22 protein-coding genes and 1 pseudogene are annotated in these 20831 nt (G+C 62.0%); 12 read left to right on the top strand and 11 right to left on the bottom strand.

Annotation, left to right across the window (positions count from 1 at the left end):
- Nucleotides 1-165: 165 nt before the first annotated feature.
- Nucleotides 166-2163, top strand: coding sequence for a sensor domain-containing diguanylate cyclase (locus HBJ55_RS02690; protein ID WP_167110838.1), 1998 nt, complete (start codon nt 166-168; stop codon nt 2161-2163).
- 238 nt (nt 2164-2401) lie between these two features.
- Here HBJ55_RS02690 and HBJ55_RS02685 read toward each other — a convergent pair whose 3' ends face one another.
- The 3 genes from HBJ55_RS02685 to flgA form a co-directional block, all read right to left on the bottom strand.
- Complete coding sequence (locus HBJ55_RS02685) at nt 2402-2851, bottom strand: flagella synthesis protein FlgN (RefSeq protein ID WP_167110805.1); 450 nt, start codon at nt 2849-2851, stop codon at nt 2402-2404.
- Nucleotides 2848-3129, bottom strand: a complete 282-nt coding sequence (gene flgM / locus HBJ55_RS02680; RefSeq protein WP_338071960.1) for a flagellar biosynthesis anti-sigma factor FlgM — start codon at nt 3127-3129, stop codon at nt 2848-2850. Before flgM ends, HBJ55_RS02685 begins: the two co-directional genes overlap by 4 nt.
- A gap of 141 nt (nt 3130-3270) precedes the next feature.
- Nucleotides 3271-3960 (bottom strand): flagellar basal body P-ring formation chaperone FlgA, encoded by a 690-nt coding sequence (flgA, locus tag HBJ55_RS02675; RefSeq protein WP_167110803.1) that lies wholly within the window; start codon nt 3958-3960, stop codon nt 3271-3273.
- A gap of 183 nt (nt 3961-4143) precedes the next feature.
- Between flgA and flgB the strand changes: the two genes are divergently transcribed.
- From flgB to flgL, 11 genes are all read left to right on the top strand, one after another.
- Nucleotides 4144-4557 (top strand): flagellar basal body rod protein FlgB, encoded by a 414-nt coding sequence (gene flgB, locus HBJ55_RS02670; protein WP_167110801.1) that lies wholly within the window; start codon nt 4144-4146, stop codon nt 4555-4557.
- Nucleotides 4558-4588: 31 nt separating this feature from the next.
- On the top strand, nt 4589-4996 hold the full coding sequence (gene flgC / locus HBJ55_RS02665) for a flagellar basal body rod protein FlgC (RefSeq protein ID WP_167110799.1): 408 nt from the start codon (nt 4589-4591) through the stop codon (nt 4994-4996).
- A gap of 5 nt (nt 4997-5001) precedes the next feature.
- Nucleotides 5002-5694 carry a flagellar hook assembly protein FlgD gene (flgD, locus tag HBJ55_RS02660; protein ID WP_167110797.1) on the top strand — a complete coding sequence of 231 codons (693 nt, stop codon included), beginning with the start codon at nt 5002-5004 and terminating at the stop codon, nt 5692-5694.
- 82 nt (nt 5695-5776) lie between these two features.
- Nucleotides 5777-7042 (top strand): flagellar hook protein FlgE, encoded by a 1266-nt coding sequence (gene flgE / locus HBJ55_RS02655; RefSeq protein WP_167110795.1) that lies wholly within the window; start codon nt 5777-5779, stop codon nt 7040-7042.
- Between the two features lie 20 nt (nt 7043-7062).
- Nucleotides 7063-7818, top strand: a complete 756-nt coding sequence (locus tag HBJ55_RS02650) for a flagellar basal body rod protein FlgF (protein WP_167110793.1) — start codon at nt 7063-7065, stop codon at nt 7816-7818.
- Between the two features lie 43 nt (nt 7819-7861).
- Nucleotides 7862-8644, top strand: coding sequence for a flagellar basal-body rod protein FlgG (flgG, locus tag HBJ55_RS02645; RefSeq protein WP_167110791.1), 783 nt, complete (start codon nt 7862-7864; stop codon nt 8642-8644).
- A 141-nt stretch (nt 8645-8785) separates the two neighbouring features.
- On the top strand, nt 8786-9439 hold the full coding sequence (locus HBJ55_RS02640) for a flagellar basal body L-ring protein FlgH (protein ID WP_167110789.1): 654 nt from the start codon (nt 8786-8788) through the stop codon (nt 9437-9439).
- A gap of 47 nt (nt 9440-9486) precedes the next feature.
- Complete coding sequence (locus HBJ55_RS02635) at nt 9487-10599, top strand: flagellar basal body P-ring protein FlgI (protein WP_240935957.1); 1113 nt, start codon at nt 9487-9489, stop codon at nt 10597-10599.
- The gene (gene flgJ, locus HBJ55_RS02630) at nt 10599-11720 is read left to right on the top strand and encodes a flagellar assembly peptidoglycan hydrolase FlgJ (protein WP_167110785.1); all 1122 of its coding nucleotides are present in this window, start codon (nt 10599-10601) and stop codon (nt 11718-11720) included. Before HBJ55_RS02635 ends, flgJ begins: the two co-directional genes overlap by 1 nt.
- Nucleotides 11721-11781: 61 nt before the next feature.
- On the top strand, nt 11782-13692 hold the full coding sequence (gene flgK, locus HBJ55_RS02625) for a flagellar hook-associated protein FlgK (RefSeq protein WP_167110783.1): 1911 nt from the start codon (nt 11782-11784) through the stop codon (nt 13690-13692).
- A gap of 19 nt (nt 13693-13711) precedes the next feature.
- Complete coding sequence (gene flgL, locus HBJ55_RS02620) at nt 13712-14974, top strand: flagellar hook-associated protein FlgL (RefSeq protein ID WP_167110781.1); 1263 nt, start codon at nt 13712-13714, stop codon at nt 14972-14974.
- A 124-nt stretch (nt 14975-15098) separates the two neighbouring features.
- Here flgL and fliR read toward each other — a convergent pair whose 3' ends face one another.
- From fliR to HBJ55_RS02580, 8 genes and pseudogenes are all read right to left on the bottom strand, one after another.
- Entirely contained in the window at nt 15099-15890 is a 792-nt protein-coding gene (gene fliR, locus HBJ55_RS02615; protein WP_167110779.1) for a flagellar biosynthetic protein FliR, read from the bottom strand.
- Nucleotides 15891-15897: 7 nt separating this feature from the next.
- A complete protein-coding gene (fliQ, locus tag HBJ55_RS02610) occupies nt 15898-16167 on the bottom strand; it encodes a flagellar biosynthesis protein FliQ (RefSeq protein ID WP_167110777.1) in 270 nt (89 codons plus the stop codon).
- 42 nt (nt 16168-16209) lie between these two features.
- Nucleotides 16210-16919, bottom strand: a pseudogene (locus tag HBJ55_RS02605) (flagellar type III secretion system pore protein FliP).
- The gene (gene fliO, locus HBJ55_RS02600; protein WP_167110775.1) at nt 16916-17353 is read right to left on the bottom strand and encodes a flagellar biosynthetic protein FliO; all 438 of its coding nucleotides are present in this window, start codon (nt 17351-17353) and stop codon (nt 16916-16918) included. The pseudogene HBJ55_RS02605 and the gene fliO overlap by 4 nt, the downstream one beginning before the upstream one ends.
- Nucleotides 17350-17922 (bottom strand): flagellar motor switch protein FliN, encoded by a 573-nt coding sequence (fliN, locus tag HBJ55_RS02595; protein ID WP_167110773.1) that lies wholly within the window; start codon nt 17920-17922, stop codon nt 17350-17352. Before fliN ends, fliO begins: the two co-directional genes overlap by 4 nt.
- The gene (gene fliM, locus HBJ55_RS02590; RefSeq protein WP_167110771.1) at nt 17915-18961 is read right to left on the bottom strand and encodes a flagellar motor switch protein FliM; all 1047 of its coding nucleotides are present in this window, start codon (nt 18959-18961) and stop codon (nt 17915-17917) included. Before fliM ends, fliN begins: the two co-directional genes overlap by 8 nt.
- A gap of 18 nt (nt 18962-18979) precedes the next feature.
- Complete coding sequence (gene fliL / locus HBJ55_RS02585; protein ID WP_167110769.1) at nt 18980-19456, bottom strand: flagellar basal body-associated protein FliL; 477 nt, start codon at nt 19454-19456, stop codon at nt 18980-18982.
- Nucleotides 19457-19567: 111 nt separating this feature from the next.
- The gene (locus HBJ55_RS02580; RefSeq protein WP_206022162.1) at nt 19568-20818 is read right to left on the bottom strand and encodes a flagellar hook-length control protein FliK; all 1251 of its coding nucleotides are present in this window, start codon (nt 20816-20818) and stop codon (nt 19568-19570) included.
- Between the last annotated feature and the right edge of the window lie 13 nt (nt 20819-20831).

Here is a 20831-nt window from a genome sequence, read left to right as displayed (position 1 = left end):
CATGCTTTGATGCGTCTGCAGGGCTCAAGTTCGCTTCGGGCTTGCCGATAACGAAATTAGTTCTCCTGCCTTCGGGCGGGGCTGCCAGGAAGAGGCGGTACACTCTGTCAAGGCGAAGCCGACAGGCCATATTTTACCTCCACCAAGGGGATTTCATTGCACGTGATGGCTCCAGTCGCGTCACTGGCTCGCTCGATCTGTTCGCTGCAGGGGCGCCTCCTTACGGGGTTGGCCATGACCTGGCTGGTGATTGTCGGCGTCGTTCTGGTATTGGCCTGGCAGTTCGGCAAGGGGCTCGTCGACGAAGCCAATCTATCTCATCTACGCTACGAGTCGCAGCTGGTCGCCGATGACCTGACCCGCCAGGTCGACCGCAGGATAGGCGCGCTCCAGCGACTCGAGCGGGCCCTGCGTGACGCCGAAGCGGCCGAGCTTACGTCACGGTTGGCAAATAGCCAGGTGCTGCTGGAGTGGTTCGAGGGGTTGATGGTGACCGACGCCGAAGGGCGTGTCGTTGCGGATTGGCCCATCGTGCCGGGGCGGGTGGGGCTTGAAACCGCCGACACGGAATATTTCCGCATGGTTCGTCATTCACCATGGCCTTACGTCAGCCGTCCTTTCACCGGCAGGGCGAGTGGTGATTCATTGGTGCTCATGCTGGTGCCGCGCTTCGATGAGCAAGGGCGCTTTGCCGGTGTGGTCGGCGGCATGATCAATCTCGCTCAAGGTGGTCTGTTCCGCCGGTTGGAGACGATCCGGTTGGGCGAGGATGGCTACGTATCGGTATTCACCGCAGAGGGAGAGCGACTCTTTCATCCGCGCCGCCAGCAGCCAGCCGAACACAGGAGTATCCCCAGCGATTTTCCGACGCTGCAACTCGCGCTGGATGGTTGGCAGGGGGAGACGGTCGCTCAGGCAGCGAGCGGTTCCACGACCCTGATGTCGTATCGCCAGATCTGGCCGGCTAACTGGATCGTCAAGGTGGCGGTACCGCAGGCCCAGGTTCGGCAGCCCTTGGGCGATTTTCTGGGCCGGCTATGGTGGGCCTGGCTGGTGCTGGCGGTCATGTTGTTGGTCACCATGCGTCTTTTGGTCCGGCGACTGCTGCGCCCGCTGCACCGGCTCGAGCGGCAAATCGCCCAGGTCGGAGCGGGCGAGAGGCGTTACCTGGAGCTCTCCACCAGCATGCATGAGCTGCGTCAGGTCGCCAGCAGCTTCAATCGCCTCGAGCACGAGCGACTGGCGGCGCTGGAGCACCTACGCGATCGCCAGGCGTTTCTCGATGCGGTGCTCGGTTCTACCCCCATTGGCATGTTCGTAGCGGATCTGAGCGGCCGCCTCAACTATCTGAACCCGGCGCTTCTCGAGCTGCTCGGGCTCGACGAGCTGCATAGCGACAGAGAGTGGTGGGAGCGCATACACCCCGCAGATCAGCGGGGAGCCGAGGACATGTGGCAGCATACCCTGGCGACCGGCAACGACTTCGTGCGCCAAATACGTTTCCTTCATTCGAGCGGGGCCACGCTGTGGGTCGAGGTGCATGCCAGCCAGGTACAGGGCAACGAGCAGTCACTGGGTTTCGTGGGCATGGTCAAGGACATCACTGAGCGACGGCAGCAGGAGGCACTGCAGCGCTGGGAAGCTGAACACGACCCCTTGACAGGGCTGCTCAATAGGCGTGGCTTCGAGCGACGCCTCGAGGAGGCGTTGGCGGAGTATGCCAAGACCGGCACTCCCTCGGTGCTGATTCTGTTCGATCTCGACCACTTCAAGCCGATCAATGACGAGGGTGGTCACGCCTTGGGTGACGAGATGTTGCGGCGAGTTGCCCAAGTAGTAGCCTGGGAAGTGCGGCGCAGCGATCATGTCGCTCGCCAGGGGGGGGATGAATTCGCCGTCCTGCTACCCAGTTGTACGGTCAAGCAGGCGGGCGAGATCGCTGAATCCCTGCGCCGCGCAGTGTCCGAGGTCACGGTGACCAATGAGGACAAGACCTATACCATCACGCTCAGTATGGGAGTCACGGCTCTCCAGGAGGGCGACGAATCGGCCGAGACCGTGCTTGCTCGCGCCGACGAGGCGAGCTACAAGGCCAAGGCGGATGGACGTAACACCGTGGTGATCACCGCTTTCGGTGATGACCTGATCGACAGCCTGTGGTAGCGGGACATGTGCGCGGCCAGGCCGGAGGAATAGGCTTGCTTCGGACAGTAGGCTTGCTTCGGTTGGGTGATGTAGTGGCGGTTACGCCAGGAAGTTGCCGGCTGGGACGTAGAGACTGAGCTGCCGACACTGCTCTGGAGCAGCCTGCTCAAGAGAGGGGGCGGCAGCGATGCACTGAAGCGTAGTCTTGAAGGGCAGGAAGTGAGAAAAGGGTGGGGCGTGGCGTTAGCAGGCGGTACTAGACCGAGGCATTGATGCGTCCCGATTGGGCGGCAACACGCCCGCTGGCGCGATATACGGTTTTCTCCGCGGCCTGATGGATGTACTCCAGAAGGCGTGTGTTCTGCTCCATGCGCAGTTTCACCAATTTCCCGTTCAGTGCATTGAGGCGCTGGGCTTCGCGAGTCAGCTCCAAGGTATGCGACCAGGCACTTTCACAGCCGGCGTCGGCCGCTGCTTGGCGTGCTCCTTCCGCTCCACTGGCATAGCCCAACCGCTGCTGTACACCTTGGCGCAGCGTTTCGCTGGCTTCCAGCTTGGCCAGCAGCGTCTGCTTGTGCCCGGCAATTTTGCCGAGCACACTGCCGTCGATCTCCGCATTGGTCAGCACGGCGCGCTCCTGCTGAAGCAGTTCGATGACGCCGCCCAAGCGCTGCTGCTGTTCCTGAAGAAGCTTCGCCAGGCTCATTCCCCGCGACTCTCCGCTGCCAGAGATTCGATCAGGGCATCGGCAATGCGCTCGGCACGGATTTCCAGCCGCCCCTCACGAATGGCCTCGCGAATTTCCTCGACTCGCGCCATGTCGACGTCGCGCGAGGCGTCGGCGGCCTTCTGGCTGAGATGGGTAGCGGCCGATGGGCCGGGCTCCTGCTGACCTGCAGGAGTGGCACCCTTGACCGGCTGAGTCTCCTCGCGCGGAGTCGTCTGGGTCGGGCGAGTCAGGGGGTTCTGGCTGTTGATTTTCACGATAATGGCCTCATGACCGAATGCTTTCATCTGCTATCGGCAGCGCGCTGGATAACTTTAGGCCTGTTTTTTCGGCACAAGTTTCCCGGGCGGATATGCCTTTGCTTGCCAGATGCACTCGCCAACGTACTGCGGTCGGTTTCAGAAGTCTACGACAAGGGTGCCTTCTCCTACCACCTCAGCCGTCACGACTTCACGGCTATCGAAGCGAACCCTGACGCGGTCGCCCAAGGCTCCAGGCTCCAGGGCCTGGCCCTCGCGGGATATGCGAAACGCGGAGCCGCGGGCTTCGACCACGACACGCTGGTTTCTCTCCACCAACGGTAGGCTGCGAAACTGGTGAGCTTGCAAGGGTTGGCCAGGAGCCAGGGGGCGTGTTGCCGCCTGGCCGACGATCTCGTCGATATCGAGCAAAGTGCGGTTCGGCAGCTCGGCGAGATTACCCGACTGCATCGTCAGGTGATCGCGGCGCACAGTCTCGCCCGCCGCCAGTGCGGCCGCAAGCACCGGATACTCTCCCATTACGCCAATTTCTGCCTGCAAGTAGCGCACCTGGCGGCCGTCGCTGCCGCAGCGTACGCCCACGGAAACACGCCCCAGAGGAACATCGCCAGGGCGTGCCAGGAAGGGCTCGGGGGATTCGCACCTCGGCAGCCTGGCGGACGGTGGGTGCAATTCGATGATGAGTTCGTCACCCAAGGCCTGGGCCTCTTCGTGCAGGAAGGCGTGTACGGCTTGCAGCAGTTCGGTGTCGTTGGCCGAGGCTGCCGCAATCGGCGGCAAGCCGGCCAGTGACAGCGGTAGCAACAGGGCGAATCGGATCAGACGCATGGGGCAAGACCGTCCAGCTGGGTGGTGATAGCAGGAGTCTAGCGGGAGGCGTCGGACTGAAACAGTGGAAATGAACGAGGAAAACCGGCCTGTTCCTGCCATTGAAATGACAGCGGCGTAGCTATTCTTCAACCTCAAGAAGTTCCGCATGTCATCCACTGGGTTTGTACGGGGAGTGCCGGCATGATCGACCAGCTCGAGGCCGCCTTTAATTACCACCAGCAGGCGCTGGGCCTGCGTCAGCAGCGTCACAAGATATTGGCGAGCAACATCGCCAATGCCGATACGCCCAATTACAAGGCGCGCGATATCGACTTTGCCAGTGAATTGAAGAAGGCAGTCGATCAAGGGCGCACCACTGGCAGTGGGCTGTCGCTGGCGCGCACCTCCGAAGGGCACCTGCCGGGCCGTGCCATGGCGGCACCCAGTCAGGAACTGCTCTATCGCATTCCCGATCAGCCAAGCCTGGACGGCAATACCGTGGACATGGACCGCGAGCGCACCCAGTTCGCCGACAATACGGTGCGCTACCAGGCGGCACTGACCATGATGAACAGCCGCATCCAGGGGCTGAAGAACGCCATGCAGCCGGAATAACAGCCCGGAGCAAAGGGAGAGAGATCTTACCATGTCGATGTTTTCCGTGTTCGATATCGCCGGCTCGGCCATGAGCGCCCAGTCGCAGCGCATGAACGTCACCGCCAGCAATCTGGCCAACGCCGACAGTGTGGCCGGGCCGGACGGCGAGGCCTATCGGGCCAAACAGGTCATGTTCGAGTCACGCCTGCAGGGCGGCCATGGTATTGGCGGTGTCGGGGTGCGCGAAGTGGTCGAGGATCCCTCGCCCCTGCGCATGGAGTACCGCCCCGAGCACCCGCTGGCTAACGAAGAAGGCTATGTGTCGATGCCCAACGTCGAGCCGGTACATGAAATGGTCAACATGATCTCGGCGTCGCGCTCTTACCAGGCCAACGTCGAGGTCATGAACACGAGCAAGCAGATGATGCTCAAGACACTCACGCTGGGCGAGGGCTGATCGTCATGTCCAACACCATCGACGCCAATGTCGTCACGCGAATGAACCAGGGTGGCCCCGCTGCACGCGATGCCAGCCAGTCCGCCGACCTGCGCAACAACTTCATGACTCTGCTGATTGCTCAGATGCAGCATCAGGATCCGCTCGAACCGATGGACAACCATCAGATGACCAGCCAGTTGGCGCAGATCAACACCGTCAGTGGCATCGAGGATCTCAACGAGACCTTGAGTGGCATCACCGACCAGATGAACGCCGGCCAGACCCTGCAGGCCACCGGCTTGATCGGCAAGGGCGTGATGGTGCCCGGCGACCGCGTGCTGCTCGAGCAGGGCGAGGATGGCGAGCCGCATACCACGCCGTTCGGCATCGAGCTGCCTCAGTCGGCCGAAAACGTGAGCGTGGTGATCACCAATGCCAGTGGCCAGGTGGTCAACCGCTACGACATCGGGTCGGCCAAGGCGGGGGTGGAGTCATTCACTTGGGACGGCCGTACCAGCGAAGGCGAGGCAGCCGCTTCGGGTTCCTATCGCGTACGCATCGAAGCTACCAGCGGCGACAAGACGGTGAACGGCACCACGCTCAACTACGCCGTGGTCGGCGGGATAACGCCTCCCGACCAGAACGGTGGCGTGAAGCTGGACCTGGGAGCCGTCTATGGCCAGGTCGGCCTCGACCAGGTCAAGCAGATCCTTTGAATCTTCATTCATTGACACAGCATACGCAGCATAAAAGAACCGCGCATAGCGGCACTTTCAGCGGTAGGCAGAGGAACGAAAAATGAGCTTTTCACAAGCACTTAGCGGCCTGAACTCCCAGGCGCAGAAACTCGGCACGATCGGCAACAACATCGCCAACTCCCAAACCGTCGGGTTCAAGGGCTCCAACGTTCAGTTCTCGGACGTTTTTGCCAACTCCAAGGTCGGCCTGGGTACACGGGTGTCGGCCGTGCTGCAAAACTTCAGCGAGGGCAACGTCGAATCGACCAATCGCAACCTGGACCTGGCGGTAGCCGGAGAAGGCTTCTTCCGCTATGCGGATACCAGCGGCGAGGTCGTCTATTCACGCAACGGCCAGCTCTCCATGACCTCTGAAGGCGACCTGATCAACGCCCAGGGCTTCCAGATCATGGGCTACGGGCTCAATGCCCAGGGCCAAGTACAGGTCGGTGGCCAGCCGGAGCCGCTCAACGTCTCCGCCGAGGAGCTGGCGGCAAGCGCTACGACTCGTGTGGGCACCACCCTCAACCTGGATGCGCGCAAGGTGACGGGTGAAGATTTGAGCACAGTGGAAGCGACCGACTCGACGGGCAACCCGGCCATGATCGACTATCACTACTCCAACAACTTCACCGTCTACGATTCGCTCGGTAATCCGCGCAACATCACCGTCTATTACGAAAAGGCTGCGGCCAACGAGTGGACTGCCAGGATGACACTCGACGGCACCACGCTGGACGATGGCGCGGGTAACGTGAACGAATACACCGTTCAGTTCGACAGTAACGGCAAGCTGGTCAACGGTGCCGGCGATGTCAATGCCAACGGTGCCATCCCGGGCATCACCTTCGCTGCCGGCGATTATCTTGGCGGCGGACCGGAGGATCTCACCTTCGACATCAACCTGGCCGGTACCACCCAGTTCGGCAACACCTCCACCGTCAGCAGCCTGACCCAGAACGGCTACACCTCCGGTACCCTGGTGGGCATCACCATCAATGACGATGGCACCATCATGCGCAACTACTCCAACGAGGAGTCGCGTCCCGCCGGTCAGGTCGCCCTGGTCAGCTTCCGCAACCCCGAGGGCTTGACGCCTGCCGGCGACAACGTCTGGCGCGCCTCCAATGAGTCGGGGCAGGAGCTGGTCGGCGCCCCGGGTACCGGCCTGCTGGGCAGTGTGGTGTCGGGTGCCGTCGAGACTTCCAATGTCGACATGGCGCGTGAGCTGGTCAGCATGATCGTGGCGCAGCGGGCCTACCAGGCCAACTCGCAGACGATCAAGACCCAGGACGAACTCCTGCAAACCGCGATCAACCTGCGCTAAGCCGGGACGGAGCCTGAGTCATGGACCGCATACTTTATACCGCCATGAGCGGGGCCAAGCAGAGCATGGACCAGCAGGCAGTGGTCAGTCACAACCTGTCCAATGTCTCCACCAGCGGCTTTCGCGCCCAGTTGCATGCCATGCGCGCCGTGCCGGTTCAGGGCGACGGCTTGCTGCCGACCCGCGTTTCGGTAGCGGCGACCACTCCGGGCAGCGATTTCAGCCCGGGGCCGATCACCCATACCGGGCGCGAGCTGGACGTGGCGATGGAAGGCGACGCCTGGCTCGCCGTCCAGGCCGACGACGGCACCGAGGCCTATAGCCGACGTGGCGATCTTCAGATAGACGGTAATGGCCTGGTCACGGTAATGGGGCGCCCGGTAATCGGTGACGGCGGTCCCATCGTCGTACCGCTGGGCTCAAGTGTCACCATCGGTGCCGACGGTACCCTCAGCGCCATCGGCGAAGGGGAGGGGCCCGAGGCCCTGGTCGACGTGGGCCGGCTCAAGCTTGTCACGCCGGAGCAGAATCTGCTGCGCGGCGACGACGGCCTGTTCCGCATGCCGCCCAATGCCGAGGGCGAGGTTGCCGCTCTGGAAGCCGACGATGAAGCCCGCGTTGTCAGCGGTTCGCTGGAAGGCAGCAATGTGAGCGCGGTGGAGGCCATGGTCGCCATGATCGACGTGGCCAAGCGCTACGAAATGCAGATGAAAGCGATCAGTACCGCCAATGAAAACGCCCAGCGGGCCAATAATCTGCTCTCTATCCAAGGCTAACGGCTCCATCCAGGGCTGAGGCCCGTAGGGTCAAGGAAAAATTATGATCAAGTCACTGTGGACGGCCAAGACCGGCCTGGAGTCCCAGCAGGTCAAGCTGGATGTCATCTCCAACAACCTCGCCAACGTCAGCACCAATGGTTTCAAGCGCTCGCGGGCGGTGTTCGAGGACCTGCTCTACCAGAACCTGCGTCAGCCTGGTGCGCAGAACGACGTGCAGAACCGCCTGCCTTCGGGCATGCAGGTCGGCACCGGCGTTCGCCCGGTGGCCACCGAACGCCTGCATAGCCAGGGTGGGCTCGAGCAGACCGAGAACTCGCGCGACCTGGCGATCAACGGCAACGGCTTCTTTCAGGTGCTGATGCCGGACGGTACCACCGCCTACACCCGCGACGGCAGCTTCCAGCTCAACGAGAACGGCCAGATGGTGAACGCCAACGGCTATCCGCTCGAGCCGGCCATCATCATTCCAGACAATGCCCTGTCAATTTCCATCGGTGAGGACGGCATCGTCTCGGTGACCCAGCCCGGTGTCAACCAGGCGCTGGAAGTTGGCCAGATCACTATCTCCACCTTCGTCAATGCGACCGGCCTGGAGAGTATCGGTGGCAATCTATATCGGGAAACCACTTCTTCCGGCCCACGTAACGAGGCCATGCCGGGCATGAACGGCGCCGGGCGCCTGTTCCAGGGCTACGTGGAAACCTCCAACGTCAATGTGGTGGAGGAGATGGTCAGCATGATCCAGACCCAGCGAGCCTATGAGATCAACAGCCGAGCCGTGCAGACCAGCGACGAGATGCTGGCGCGCCTGAGCCAGCTGTGATCGACGATCGACGTAACATCTTGGCTTGAAGCGTTCAGCCGGAAGCGAGTAAGCATGAAAGGTACGGGTACTCTCTCAAGTACTAACCCAAGTACTAAATCAAGTACTAGCTCGGCGAAGATATTGGCCGCACGAGTGGTCATGGCGGTTCTCGCCATCGCAATGCTGGCCCTGGGCGGTTGCGCCCAGGTGCCACGCGCCTCGGTGGTGGGAGAGCAGGAGCAGATCAACATCGTCGAGCCGCCGCCGCGAATGGCCAATGGCTCCATCTATCAAGCGCATCGTGGGGCTCAGCCGCTGTTCGAGGACCGTCGCCCGCGCATGGTCGGCGATATCCTGACCATCGTACTCGACGAGCAGGTCAGTGCCAGCAAGAATGCCCGTTCCAATATGGATCGCAGTGGCTCGGCCGGTCTCGATCTGGTTGAACTGCCCGACGCACTGGAGCGCCTGGCCGAATACGGTTTCGACCTCTCCGGCGAGAGTGGCTTTACCGGTGGCGGTGGTTCTCAGGCCAATAACAGCTTCACCGGAACGATTACCGTGTCGGTGCTCGAAGTGATGCACAACGGCAACCTGCGCGTGCGCGGCGAGAAGCAGATCGCCATCAACCAGGGAGTCGAGTTCATTCGCTTCTCCGGTGTGGTCAGCCCGCGCACCATCACCGGCCAGAATACCGTGCCTTCCACGGCCGTGGCCGATGCACGGATCGAATACGTGGGCAATGGCTATATCAACGAGGCGCAGTACATGGGCTGGATGCAGCGCTTCTTCCTGAATATTTCGCCTTTCTGATGGAAGCGCGGGGGCGAACGATGAAGCAGATCGGGATGAACCGGGATATGAGGCAGATTACCGTGTTGGCGAGAGTGCTGCTGCTGTTGGGGCTATTCCTGCTGGCGCTGCCGGTGCAGGCCGAGCGGATTCGAGAGATCGCCAGCTTCGCCGGCGTACGCGACAACCAACTGGTCGGATACGGCCTGGTGGTCGGTCTCGACGGTACCGGCGACCAGACCATGCAGGCCCCCTTCACAGGACAGAGCCTGACCAACATGCTGTCGCAGCTCGGCATTACCGTGCCGCCGGGCACCAACATGCAGCTGCGCAACGTGGCCGCGGTAATGGTAACGGCCGATCTGCCGCCTTTCTCGCGCCCTGGGCAGCGGCTGGACGTCAACGTTTCTTCGATCGGCAACGCTCGCAGCTTGCGTGGCGGTACGCTGCTGATGACACCGCTCAAGGGCGCCGATGGTGATACCTATGCCATCGCCCAGGGTAACCTGCTGGTCGGCGGGGCTGGAGCAGCGGCGGGAGGCGCCTCGGTACAGGTCAATCAACTGGCCGGCGGCCGCATCGCAGGCGGCGCCATGGTGGAGCGTGAGGTGCCGCTCGACCTGGGCAGTAATGGCGGGCTGCTCGAGCTGGAATTGAAGCAGGCCGATTTCGGCACCGCGCAGCGTGTGGTCAACGCCATCAACGACGAATTCGGCCGGCCGGTGGCGGCGGCGATGAACGGTCGTGTCATCGCGCTCGACGGGCCGATGAATGCCAATTCGCGGGTCAACTTCATGGCCCAGGTGGAGAACATCCAGGTTACGCCCTCGGAGGCCTCGGCCAAGGTTGTCTTCAACGCCCGCACGGGCTCGGTCGTCATGAACAGTGCGGTCAAGTTGCATCGCGCGGCGGTGGCGCATGGCAACCTTTCCATCGTGATCGATCCGCGCTTCATGGTCAGCCAGCCGGCACCCTTCGGCGAAGGCGAGACGGTAGTGGTACCCGATACCGAAATCGAGGTTCAGGAGCAGGATGCCTACCTGCGCGTGGTCGAAGGAGCTGATCTGGTGGATGTGGTCAATGCGCTCAACGCGCTCGGCGCCACGCCCACCGACCTGATGGCTATCCTCGAGGCGCTCAAGGCGTCCGGCTCGCTGCGTGCCGACCTGGAGATTCTCTGATGAGCATTCAGGACGCCACCGGCCAGTTCGCCCTCGACGTACAGGGGCTCGAGCGGCTCAAGCATACGGCGCGCCAGGATAGCGCGGCCGGCCTGCGCGGCGCGGCCCAGCAATTCGAGGCACTGTTCCTGCAGATGATGCTCAAGAGCATGCGCGACACCATTCCTTCCGGTGGCCTGCTCGACAGCCAGCAAGGCGAGTTCTATCAGTCGATGCTCGACCAGCAGTGGGCGCAGACAATGGCCGGACGTGGCATCGGCCTGGCCGACCATCTCGTCGCCCAACTCGAAGGACAAATGGGCGGGTCGCCTTCCCGCTCCGGTGTCGCCGACCAGGAACTGAGCGAGCTGATCGCCGGTATTCCTCGCGGTACGCCCAGGGTACTTCAGGATGCCCTGCAGCCGGCGAGCGAAGAGGAAGCGCGTGGCGATGAGCACGATGCGACAGTTCGCGAGGCTGAAGCGGTAACGACACCGGCCAGCTTCCTCGAAGAGCTCGAGGCGGTGCGTGGCGGCTTCATGTCGGCGCTCGATGCCGAGTTGCCCGCAGCACCTGCCGCGCAGGCCGCGGTATCTGCCCAGGGCAATTTGCCGACCACCGAGACATCGCGCAGCAGGGCATCAGCAGGCGAGCATGCGCAGCGCTTCATGGAGCGCCTCTCGGCACCCGCCCAGGCCGCCAGCCGCCAGACCGGTGTGCCGGCCGAGCTGATCCTGGCCCAGGCGGCGCTGGAAACCGGTTGGGGGCGTCACGAGATCGCCACTGCCGACGGCGGCAACAGCTACAACCTGTTCGGCATCAAGGCGGGCGGCCACTGGCAGGGACGCACTACCGATATGGTCACCCATGAGTACATCAACGGCAAGCGTACGCGTGTGGTAGACACTTTCCGTGCCTACGGCTCCTTCGAGGAAGCTTTCACCGACTATGCGCGGTTGATCGGCAACAATCCCCGCTATGCGGAAGTGACCGCCGCTGGGAGTGCCGAACAGGCGGCCAGGGCTCTGCAGGCGGGTGGCTACGCCACCGACCCGGCCTACGCCGATAAGCTGATCGCGGTAATGAACAGCATGGGTCCGGTGCAGCAGCGTGGCGATTCGCTGGTCTTTTTCAGTTATTGATCTCCTAAAGTTTCGCGTCTTCAGGCCGATATAACGGGCATTGGCGAAAGGAAACGACACGATGAGTACTATTTTTTCCGTCGGCCTGAGCGGCCTGAATGCCGCCCAGAACGCGCTGAACACCACCAGTAACAACATCAGCAACGTCTATACCCCCGGCTACAATCGGGAGCTGACGATCCTGGGGCAGAACCGTGCCGATGCCGGCGTGCAGGTCAATGACATCCAGCGCCAGTTCGACCAGTACGTGGCCTCGCAGCTCAATGCCGCGACGAGCTCATCCAGTGCGCTGAAGACCTACGAGAACCAGATCAGCCAGATCGACAACCTGCTGGCCGACCGGGATGCGGGCCTGGCGCCACTGATGCAGAAATTTTTTTCGTCGCTGGAAGACCTCGCCGGGGCGCCTTCCGACCCGGCTGCCCGTCAGGGCGTGCTCGGCACCGCGGCTACCATGACTGCCCAGTTCCGTGCCTTCGACGGCTACCTGCAAGACATGCAGGAGGGTATCAACGGCCAGATCGCGGATGAAATTACCCAGATCAACAACACGACCGAGCAGCTCGCGACCCTCAACCGCGAGATTGCACTGGCCCGCGCGCGCAGTGGCAACGCGCCCAACAGCCTGCTCAACCAGCGCGACCAGCTGGTGGCCGAGCTCAATGAACGCATGGACGTTCGGCTCGAAATTCAGGATGGCAAGAGCTACAACATCAGCCTGCCCAACGGCCAGCCGCTGGTCTCCGGCACCAACCACTATCGCCTGGAGGCGATTGACTCGCCAAGCGATCCGCAGCGCACAGTGGTGGGCTACAAGGATTCGGGTGGCAACGACGTGGCATTGCCGGAGGATACCATCAAGGGTGGTGCTCTCGGCGGCATGATGACCTTCCGCGCTGAAACGCTGGACAAGACCCAGAACCAGATCGGTCAGTTGGCCGTATCGCTCACGGCGGGCTTCAACGAACAACATCGTCTTGGCGTGGATCTCAATGGCGATCAGGGCGGCGACTTCTTCGACATTGGTCAGCCCAAGGCCTACTCGCGCGATAACAACACCGGCGGTGTCGACGTCATGTCTGCCAGCTTCGATATCGCCAACCTGGATCAGCTGCGTGCTACCGATTACACGGTACGTTTTGGTGCGCCTGGCGATCCTCCCCAGGTGATCCGCAAGGACAATGGTCAAGCGGTACCAAGCGATGAAATCGAGTGGGATAACGGAACCTCCACGCTTGGCTTCGGCGGTATTACGCTGCAATTCAGCGGCACGCCTGCGAATGGCGATCGCTACGAGGTTCAGCCAGTGCGCCGTGTCGCGGCAGGTATGGAATCGAACCTTTCCGACCTGGACAAGATCGCCGCGGGTCGCTTCGTGCACTCCGAAGGCGACATGGCGATCGGGAGTTTGCGGGCTCAGGATGGGGCGTTGACCAATGGTTCCGCTTACAGCCTCGAGTTGGATGAGAATGGCTCGCTCGCCGTGATACCGGGAGGTTCGCCGGTTACCCGCAACGGAGAGCCTTTCGATCCCGCGACGGAGACGGTTGATGCCGGGGATACGCTGGAAGTTGATGGAATCTCTTTCAAGGTAACCGCACTGCCCGGAGCCGGGGAGACAGCCAGCTTCGATTTCGGCATCGCGAGTTCCGGTACCGGCGACAACCGCAATGCACTGGCCCTGCAGAACCTGCAGAGTGAAGCCCTGGTGGCCGGCCGCTCTTCGTTCAGCCAGGCCTATGCCGGGATGGTCAGCGATGTAGGTAACCGCACCAATATCGTCAAGGTCAACCTCGATGCCCGCCAAGGGCTCACCGACCAGCTCAAGGCGGTGCAGCAATCCGAATCCGGCGTCAATCTGGATGAGGAGGCAGCCAACCTGATTCGCTACCAGCAGTTCTACATGGCCAACGCCCGGGTCATCGATACCGCTTCCACGGTATTCGACACCATCCTCGGCTTGCGTAACTGATTAATCGGAGACCAGTACGATGCGTATCAGCACCGTGACCATGTTTGACCAGAGCGTCTCGGCCATGAACCGCCAGCAGGGCGACTTCATGAAGGTCGGCCAGCAGATTGCCAGCGGCCGTCGTGTGGTCAATCCTTCCGACGATCCGCAGGCAGCTTCTCGGGCGGTTGGTGTTTCCCAGGCCAAGGCGGTTACTCAGCAGTTCGCCGATGCGCGGGTGTCGGCGCGCAACACGCTGTCCCAGGCCGAAAGCGTACTCAACAGCGTCAGTGATGCCATCACCAGCGCCAAGACGCTGCTGGTTCAGGCATCGAGCGACACCCTGAACGATGCTGACCGCCAATCGGTGGCTTCCGAGCTGCGCGGCATCTACGAGACGCTGATCGGCCAGGCCAATGCCACCGATGGCAACGGGCGCTACCTGTTCGGTGGCTATCAGGATTCGAGTGCTCCCTTCGTACGTAACGGCACTGGCGTGACCTATGTCGGCGATGACAATGCGAGGGCTCAGCGTATCGACGCCTCGCGCGAGATGCCGGTATCGGATAATGGGGCTCGTATCTTCAATAGCGTTGCAAGCGGCGCCGGTTACTTGACCGAGGCCGGCAAGCTTGATGCGAACGGAGTCATCGCCGGGGGAAACGGAGGTAGCGTCACTTTTTCAGGTCCGCAAGTCCTGGATAATTCGGATCCGAACCATGGCCGCGCGTTTCGCGTCGATTTCACCAGCGATACCGTAACGCACACCTATACCGTGAAGATGCAGGACGACAGCGGCGCCTGGGTCGATACTGTGCCGGCCCTGAACGATGAGGCCTATGATCCGGCTGGGCAGACGATCGAGGTAGGAGGTTTGAGACTCGAACTGCAGGGGACCCCTGAGGATGGCGATGGGGTCAGGTTTGCGACTGCCGACGAGATGAACCATGACCTCTTCAAGTCTCTGGAAAAGGCCCTGAACGTTCTCGAGAATCCGGCCGCTACACCTGCCGAGAAGGCCGAACTGCGTAATACGTTTCGGACCAGCATGAATGAACTCGACAACAGCCTCGATAACGTATTGACCGTTCGTGCCTCCATGGGTGCGCGCCTCAACGAGCTTGATGTTGTCGATGCCGTCAGCGGTAACCGCATGACGAACTACGAGCAGACGCTTTCCGACCTTGTCGACCTCGATTACAGCGAGGCGATTGCCGAGTACAGCCTGCGTCAGGTGGGGCTGCAGGCAGCGCAGAAGGCCTTCGTCGACGTCAAGGGCCTGTCCCTCTTCAATTACCTGTAAGGCGGGGTCACGGCAATGCAGCGATTCGCTCGCGCAGGCATTTGTCCCTAACGCTTCCCTGCAGACCTCATAGGTGCAAACCATGAGGTCTCTTTCGCCGCTCCGGCTTGCCGGGGCGGCTTTTTTAGGCGATGGGCGCTAACGCCTCGATGAGTGAATAGAGGAACTGGATGGCATGGCTGAACAGACGCTGAAGGAAGCGTGACATGTCTGTCATCAGCACCATCAGCAGCACGAGGCCGATGGTCAGCATCATGGGGAAGCCGATATTGAACACCGTCAGCTGCGGGGCAGAGCGGTTGAGGATGCCCATGGCCAGGTTGATGATCATCAACGAGCCCACCAGCGGTAGCGCCAGCGACATGCCCGCCACGAAGATGGTGCCGCCGTAGCGCACCAGCATCTCGAAGGCGGCGGGGTTGAAGGAGCCGATGCCGATGGGCAAACCGTGGAAACTCGAGACCAATGCTTCGAGCACCATCAGATGCCCGCCCAGGGCCAGGAACAGCAGCAAGGTAATCATGTAGAACATACGGGACAGTATCATTGTGTTGGTGCCGCTGCCGGCGTCGAAGAAGGTGGCGAAGGCCAGACCCATCTTCAGGCCGATGAACTCCCCCGCGGCCTGCACCACGGCGAAGGTCACGTGCATCACCAAGCCCATGGCGATACCGATCAGCATCTGCTCCACTATGATGCCAAACCCTGCCCATGACATGATCGGCACGTCGGGCATGGGAGGGAGTACCGGGGCGATGACCAGCGTAATCAGCAAGGCCAGCCCGATCTTGGCCTGCCTGGGTACGCTGGAGTGACCCCACAGTGGGGCCGCGGTGAAGAAGGCCAGGATTCGCACGAATGGCCACAGCAGGATTACCAGCCAGCCGTGCAACTGGGCGAAGGTCACCTCGACCATGCGTGCCTCACATCAACATGCTGGGTATGTTGGTGAAGAGGTTACGCGTGAAGTCGACGATCAACCCGATCAACCAGGGGCCTGCGAGCACCAGCACGGTAAAGACGCCGAGAATTTTGGGGATGAAGGAAAGCGTCATCTCGTTAATCTGAGTGGCGGCCTGAAACAGGCTCACGATCAGGCCGGTCAGCAGGGCGGTGATCAGTAGCGGGCCAGCCAGGAACAGCGTGACGCGCATGCCCTGGTAGGCAAGGCTCATGACCATTTCCGGTGTCATATCGACTCCTCGCCGAGCATGGCTCGGTCTTGTTACGTCGGCCTAGATGAAGAAGCTTTCCGCCAGCGAGCCGATGATCAGCTGCCAGCCATCCACCAGCACGAACAGCATCAGCTTGAACGGCAGCGAGATTGTCGCCGGCGGCACCATCATCATGCCCAGCGACATCAGCGTACTGGCCACCACCAGATCGATGATCAGGAACGGAATGAAGATGGTGAAACCGATCTGGAACGCTGTCTTGAGCTCGCTGGTGACGAAGGACGGCACCAGGATGCGTAGCGGCACGTCCTCGGGGCCCTGCATGGGGCCGACCTCGGCCAGGCGCGCAAACAGTGCCAGGTCGGGCTCGCGAGTCTGGGCCAGCATGAACTCACGGAAGGGCTGCTGGGCCAGCTGCAGGAACTCCGGAAACGTGATCTCCTCAGCCGACAGGGGTACCCAGGCAGGGCCATGCCCAGCATCACTTGATTGGGCGGCGTTGCCTGGGTGCCGATGGCGGTGCGTAACAGGCTGAGTACGATGATGATGCGCGTGAAGCTGGTCATCATCAGTAGCGCTGCCGGCAGGAAGGCCAGCGAGCTCAGCAGCAGCAGGGTTTGAAGCGTGATCGACCATTGCTGGCCGCCGCCTTCCAGCGGCCGGCTGACGAGGCCGGGAATCTGCTGGGCATCGGCCCCCTGCGGCAGCAGGGTGAGAACCAGCGCGACAAGCAGGACGAGCAGGCGCAGCGAGCAAGAAGAGACGATCATGAATCTCCCCGCCCACGACCGCCCAGGCCGGCATTTTGCTTGAGCGCGCGCGCGAAGCGGGCGGCGAAGCGCTCACCCTCGGGCGCGGAGCCGGAGGAATCGCCGAGCGGGCGAGCCGGTGCTGCAAGCTCATGCAGCTTGTTGATCTGGCCGCCGCCGACACCGAGCACCAGCCAGGTGCCTTCGACCTCGACGATCACCACTCGCTCACGGCTGCCCAGGGCGGCACTGCCGATGACCTGCAGATGGCCGCCGGCTGCGCGCTTCTGAGGGTTCCAGCGACGCAGCAGCGCCGTGCAGACCAGAATGATGGCGATGACCAACGCCAGGGCGGCGGCAGTCTTGCCGAGGGTGGCCATGCCCACCAGGGCATCGCCACCGACGGCAAGGGACTCGAGCCCGGCGGAAGCTTCTGAAGTGACGGTGCTGCTCATCGGTTGAGTTTCTGCACCCGCTCGGAGGGGGTGATGATCTCGGTAATGCGGATACCGTACTTGTCGTCGACGACGACGACTTCGCCCTGGGCGATCAGGTAGCCGTTGATCAAAATGTCCATCGGCTCACCGGCCAAGCCGTCGAGTTCGACGACGGAGCCCTGGGCCAGTTCCAGCAACTGCTTGATGGTCAACTTGGTGCGGCCCAGTTCCACGGTCAGCTTGACCGGGATGTCCATGATCATTTCGAGATCACGAGCGGTACCGCCTTCCTTGCCCTTGTCGAGCGGGCGGAACACACGATCACCGGCGGACTGAGGAGCGGAGGCAGGCGCACTGGCAACTGCCGGGGTCTCGTCGGCCGCGGCTTCAACCGCTTCCTGCTCGGCTAACGCTTCCGCCCAAGGATCGTCCTCGGCGCTGGCAGTGGACTCGGCCGCTTCCTGCTCGGCCATGGCTTCGGCCCAGGGGTCGTCGTCGGTTGCAGGTTCGTTGTCCTGCTGCTCGGACATGGCGGAGGCCCAGTCGTCGTCGGAAACGTTCTGATCGGGTTTCTTGGGATCAGTCATGCTTGAAGTCCTTGGCTTGAGGCGCTGCGCCCTTGATGAAGGCGTCCTTTGACACCGGATTCTGTGCACCATGGTCGATGATGCGGATGACACGCAGCGCGCGTTGCTCGTGCTGGCTACCGTAATCGCACTCCATCACCGGCACGCCATCGACGCTGGCGGTGACCGTCTCGGGTAGCTCGAGAGGAAGAACGTCGCCCACCTTGAGCGCCATGACATGGGCAATGCGAGTGGGAACATCGGCAAAATTGGCGATCAGTTCCACTTCGGAGCGACGAAGTTCGCCCGCCATGCGCTTGGTCCAGGATCCATCCTGATCGTGATGGCCATCGTTGAGCGGGTTGGCCAGCAGGTCGCGCAGGGGCTCTACCATCAGGTACGGAATGCAGATCTGAAAGCTGCTGGAGAGATTGCCGACCTCGATGTTGAAGTTCGTGTTCACCACGATCTCGTTGGGCGAGTTGGTGATGTTGGCGAACTTCGACTGCATCTCCGAGCGCAAGTAACTGATTTGCAGTGGGTAGACCGACTTCCACGACTCTTCATAGGCATCAATGGCCAACTGCAGCAGACGCTGGATGATGCGCTGCTCGGTATTGGTGAATTCACGGCCTTCCGACTTGGTCAGGAAGCGTCCGTCGCCACCGAACAGGTTGTCCACGACCATGAAGACCAGGTTGGGCGGGAACACTATCAGCGCCGACCCGCGCAGCGGCTTCATGCCGATGATGTTGATATTGGTCGGCACCGGCACGTTGCGGGAAAACTCGCTGTAGCTCAGATAGCGTACCGAGTCGACGGTTATGTCGGCACTACGGCGCAGCAGGTTGAACAGCCCCATGCGGAAGTGCCGCGCGAAACGTTCGTTGATGATATCCAGCGCCTGCAGACGCTCGCGAATGACGCGGTGCTGTGTCGCCGGGTCATAAGGGCGTACGCGGGAGTCACCGTCGCTGCGCGCAACGGGCTCGTCATCGCCGCTGACGCCCTTCAGAAGGGCATCGATCTCATCCTGTGACAGCAGATCGTCTTGGGACATGGTGGCCAGGGCACCCGTTTATTGCACGATGAACTCGGTGAACAGCACGTCCTGTATCTCGAGGGACGGCTGAGGCTCGGTCAGCGGTTCTGAGAGCGTGGCGATGACTTCCTCGCTCAGGCGGCGCTTGCCATTCGGCGTGGTCAGCTCGCTTGCCTGCTTGCCGGAGAACAGCATCAGTAGTCGGCTGCGCACCTGTGGCATGTGTTCATCCAGGATTTCGCGAGTTTCGTCGCTGCCTACCTTCAGCGAAATGCCGGTGTAAAGCAGGCGCGAACCGAAATTGTCGTCGGCGAGATTGACCGTGAAGGGGTCGATCTTGACGAAGATGGGTGCCTGGCGCTCCAACTGTTGCGTCTGGGCGCCTTCTTCCTCATTGCCGTTGCGGTCGTTCATGACCATGTAGATGGCCGCTCCGGCAGCTGCCGTTGAGAGCAGTACCAGCAGTATCATCAACCACAGGAGCTTGGAGGAGCCACCCGTCGATTTCGCCATTGCCTTGCCTTTGTCTGTGTTGGTCTAGCAGTTGGAGAGAGTATGCCGTAGGCGCGCGGCCCCTGATGACAGGAACAAGCCGCGCGAAAGGGCTTATCTTGCCTTTTTGTCTCAGGCGTAAAGGTTCACGCGACCATCCAGCGAAAGCGTGGTGGTGGAGAGCGCTGCGCCCTCTTCATCAATCAGGGTCAGGTTGTCTTCGGCCTGTGTACCCTGGCCACGCTGGCCGTCACGACCCGCGAATGCTTGGGCATCCTGCTGACGCTGTTCGCCCACGGAGGTCTCGCCCAGGCTGATCCCCTGTTCGGCCAGCGCCTCGCGAAGCTGAGGAATGGCCTGTTCCAATACTTGGCGTACCTGGGCATGGGCAGACAGGAACTGGGCCTGAGCACCTTGTTCCGTCATTTTCAGGGTCACGGAAAGCGGTCCAAGCTCGGCTGGATTCAAGCGCATCTCGACATGTTGTTCACCGCCTTGCCGGGCGAATTGCACCATTTGCTGACCCAATTGGCCAGGCCAGGCCGGGCTCTGAACCGGTGCGGCAAGGCTGGCTTGGGCGAACGGAGTGGGCTGGGCGGGTACGCTGGCCGGTGTTGTCGTACTGGCGGATGACTGCGCCATTGGTGCGGATTCCGGCACGAAGCCTCCGCGCGCTGCGTCGGCTGGCATCGCACGCAGTTCGCTGCCGCCGGGCTGGGGCGCAGAGACCTTGGCCAGGGCAGTCGTGAAGTCGGCAGGACGTGCCGGAGCGCCGGCGTCGCCATCGACTTCCTGGACGGCAGTAGCGGAGGCAGCCAGCTGAGCCGCCAATGGGTTGCCCGAGGCGGCCGAAGTGGGCGTAGCCGGCATACCAGAGGGAGCGGTGCGATCTCCCAAGGTCGTCACACCCGGGGTGGCGGTGCTGGGACGCGGTGCTTCTGCTGCCGTGACGGATGCTACCAGAGTGGCAGCCTGGGGTTGCTCGGCGAGCTCGATGGTCATTTCGTCAGCAGGTGGTGCCAGCTCCTGGCCGGGTAGCGGCTGTATGGCAGCTATGACCGGCTGCTGCTGGCTGCCTTCGATCAACGCGAGTCTTGCCATGATCTCGTTCAGCTCGGCATCGGGCAGAGCCATGTCACCCTCGCCATTGAGCCGCTGGCCGGCATGGGCATTCAAGGCCTGGAGCAGTGCTTGCTGTGCCGCCATGGTTTGCGGCAGGCCCTGTCCCGGCATGGCATCGAGTTGAATGGGCAGCGCGGTATCACCAGGGGTGGTCTGAGCTGCCTGGCTCAGGGCCAGGGCGAACTGGCCATGGCCGGCACCGGTTTCCGGCTTGCCGGAGAGTTGCGTCGGCAGGGCGGACAGAATCATCTGAATATTCATGGGTTTCTCCTTT

Origin of the sequence: Billgrantia bachuensis (assembly GCF_011742165.1) — a bacterium.
In the GTDB taxonomy this organism is placed as follows: domain Bacteria; phylum Pseudomonadota; class Gammaproteobacteria; order Pseudomonadales; family Halomonadaceae; genus Halomonas; species Halomonas bachuensis.
The sequence above is the reverse complement of the archived record's forward strand: the minus strand, read 5'-3'. Positions and strand labels throughout refer to the sequence as shown.

Bases quoted from the DNA above. Each gene is read 5' to 3' on its own strand.
- flgA (WP_167110803.1), bottom strand. From the start codon at position 3,960: ATGCGTCTGATCCGATTCGCCCTGTTGCTACCGCTGTCACTGGCCGGC.
- flgB (WP_167110801.1), top strand. From the start codon at position 4,144: ATGATCGACCAGCTCGAGGCCGCCTTTAATTACCACCAGCAGGCGCTG.
- flgJ (WP_167110785.1), top strand. From the start codon at position 10,599: ATGAGCATTCAGGACGCCACCGGCCAGTTCGCCCTCGACGTACAGGGG.
- flgC (WP_167110799.1), top strand. From the start codon at position 4,589: ATGTCGATGTTTTCCGTGTTCGATATCGCCGGCTCGGCCATGAGCGCC.
- HBJ55_RS02640 (WP_167110789.1), top strand. From the start codon at position 8,786: ATGGCGGTTCTCGCCATCGCAATGCTGGCCCTGGGCGGTTGCGCCCAG.
- fliN (WP_167110773.1), bottom strand. From the start codon at position 17,922: ATGACTGATCCCAAGAAACCCGATCAGAACGTTTCCGACGACGACTGG.
- flgK (WP_167110783.1), top strand. From the start codon at position 11,782: ATGAGTACTATTTTTTCCGTCGGCCTGAGCGGCCTGAATGCCGCCCAG.
- HBJ55_RS02580 (WP_206022162.1), bottom strand. From the start codon at position 20,818: ATGAATATTCAGATGATTCTGTCCGCCCTGCCGACGCAACTCTCCGGC.
- fliR (WP_167110779.1), bottom strand. From the start codon at position 15,890: ATGGTCGAGGTGACCTTCGCCCAGTTGCACGGCTGGCTGGTAATCCTG.
- fliO (WP_167110775.1), bottom strand. From the start codon at position 17,353: ATGAGCAGCACCGTCACTTCAGAAGCTTCCGCCGGGCTCGAGTCCCTT.
- HBJ55_RS02635 (WP_240935957.1), top strand. From the start codon at position 9,487: ATGAGGCAGATTACCGTGTTGGCGAGAGTGCTGCTGCTGTTGGGGCTA.
- HBJ55_RS02650 (WP_167110793.1), top strand. From the start codon at position 7,063: ATGGACCGCATACTTTATACCGCCATGAGCGGGGCCAAGCAGAGCATG.
- fliQ (WP_167110777.1), bottom strand. From the start codon at position 16,167: ATGACACCGGAAATGGTCATGAGCCTTGCCTACCAGGGCATGCGCGTC.
- flgG (WP_167110791.1), top strand. From the start codon at position 7,862: ATGATCAAGTCACTGTGGACGGCCAAGACCGGCCTGGAGTCCCAGCAG.
- flgE (WP_167110795.1), top strand. From the start codon at position 5,777: ATGAGCTTTTCACAAGCACTTAGCGGCCTGAACTCCCAGGCGCAGAAA.
- flgL (WP_167110781.1), top strand. From the start codon at position 13,712: ATGCGTATCAGCACCGTGACCATGTTTGACCAGAGCGTCTCGGCCATG.
- HBJ55_RS02690 (WP_167110838.1), top strand. From the start codon at position 166: ATGGCTCCAGTCGCGTCACTGGCTCGCTCGATCTGTTCGCTGCAGGGG.
- flgD (WP_167110797.1), top strand. From the start codon at position 5,002: ATGTCCAACACCATCGACGCCAATGTCGTCACGCGAATGAACCAGGGT.
- fliL (WP_167110769.1), bottom strand. From the start codon at position 19,456: ATGGCGAAATCGACGGGTGGCTCCTCCAAGCTCCTGTGGTTGATGATA.
- HBJ55_RS02685 (WP_167110805.1), bottom strand. From the start codon at position 2,851: ATGAGCCTGGCGAAGCTTCTTCAGGAACAGCAGCAGCGCTTGGGCGGC.
- fliM (WP_167110771.1), bottom strand. From the start codon at position 18,961: ATGTCCCAAGACGATCTGCTGTCACAGGATGAGATCGATGCCCTTCTG.